This is a genomic window from Bradyrhizobium sp. Leo170, from assembly GCF_004296405.1.
Lineage (GTDB): Bacteria > Pseudomonadota > Alphaproteobacteria > Rhizobiales > Xanthobacteraceae > Bradyrhizobium.
This window is the reverse complement of sequence record NZ_PSRR01000679.1, coordinates 1-1,672: the sequence shown is the minus strand read 5'-3', so window position 1 is coordinate 1,672 and position 1,672 is coordinate 1. Positions and strand designations below refer to the sequence as shown.

The 1,672-nt window shown below is 59.7% G+C and carries 1 pseudogene; it reads left to right on the top strand.

Annotated features, from left to right (window positions below):
* Positions 1-1,353: 1,353 nt before the first annotated feature.
* Positions 1,354-1,672, top strand: a pseudogene (locus CWO89_RS47395) (hypothetical protein); the annotation flags it as partial.

The following is a 1,672-nucleotide window of genomic DNA, read 5'->3' as shown; positions in this document are numbered from 1 at the left end:
GCTAGTTAATTCGAAATCAGGCCATTCACATTTTTAAGATCGGTAGATGAACGGCTCGGGAAACCGACGGATGCGACTGGAGGCTGGGCGAGGTATGTCGCCTTTAGGGCCATTAACGGAAGTGCGCTTCAACGGTCTGAGTTTAGCCGCCCCTGTCGCGCATTGCTTTGAACCCCGTCTCAACCCGCGACGTCAAACCCTAGGCTTATAAAGGAGCTCGACGTAGTCCGGTCTACCTTCCACATCGGACGTTGCAGCGCTCGCGGCAGATCGACGCAAAGGGCCAACAGAAGACTCTTCCACCGCAGTAAGCGCTATTGTTGCCGCCCTGACACGTCAGGGCCGGAATTGGCCGCGGCACGGCAATAAGCAAACATCACGAAAAAACGAGGAGTGAGACGGCTCACAGACGTGCCTCGCTTTACACAGTAATCGAGGGCAGTCAGATAACCAGTGCGCCAGGGATCGATTTCGTCACGACGTCCTGTCGCGCGGCAATCCGCTTTCTTCGGTCTACAGGCGATTGACTCGGTAACGCGCGTTTCAAGCCGAGTTGAGCTTCGGGAAGCGGAATTTAAACGGAACAGGCCGATCTCTCCCTACGTCAAGGCCGAAGGCATCCGCATCGGATGCTGCAAGCCGGTAGCTCGCGTTTGAACAGCACGCTCGCCTCACGGAGCGTGACCGCATTGTCTTGTCCGCGCGTGGGTCTGCGACCGTCGATACAGGAGAAAAACGACAGTGATTTCATTCAAAGCTATTGCAACGGCCGTGCTGCTGTCCGCGACCGCAGCGACGCCGGCATTCGCGCAAGACCGCGCCCTGTATATCAAAAATCTACGCGACTCCGGGTATAATCCGAGGAACGACTACAATCCGAACGGGACCATAAGGGCCGCCATCCAGGAGCCGGGCGCGTTCGCGTTCAATTATCCCAATCTGGACGTTCTAAATGGAGGTAGGCCAACGCCTGCTGCCAGGTTGTCTCCCGACTGGCCCGTGTTGAAGGGCGCGTGTGCGTCGGCCAGCGGCGGCGTCTCTTACTGCGGCGACCGCTACGGCTCTTATGATTTTGCGCCCGGCGCATTCCTGCGTCATCATGGCCGCCGCCATCACCGGTCGTGACTCGACCGCGCGGTACAGCGCCATGCGCGGCCCCAAGGCCGCGTCATGGCGCAAGGCGGACCTCATCAGGCCCCTCAACCGAAAGCGTTACGTTTCGATCTCGTTCATGAAGATGAATAGGAACTCGATGAGATATTTCGCATTTATCGCACGGTAACCCTTGCGCGCCGGATGCGCCGCGCGCACGCTTGCCACGCTAAGCGCTATCGACTTACGGAGGGTGCTACCATGCCACGGGTCAAGCAAGCTTCGAAGCAGAGACGCACAACAAAAGCCGCCGCCGTGAAGGTGCTGGGCGCCGCCGGACTGGGTCTTTCGCTGGCGGGCAGTGCATCCGCATCCACGATGCCCACTTCCGGTATCCCGCAATCTGACGATACCTCGCCGAATCAGCGCTTCGTTCTTGGCGAAGAGGAAATGGCCGACGTCAGTCTAGCCACGTTCCATCTCTTCGATAGAGAAGACTTGGGCGGCGGCGTGCAGCTAGCGCGCGGCGGCGGCTGCGGTGGTTGCGGGTGCGGCCATGGTGGCGGGGGGTGCGGCGGCG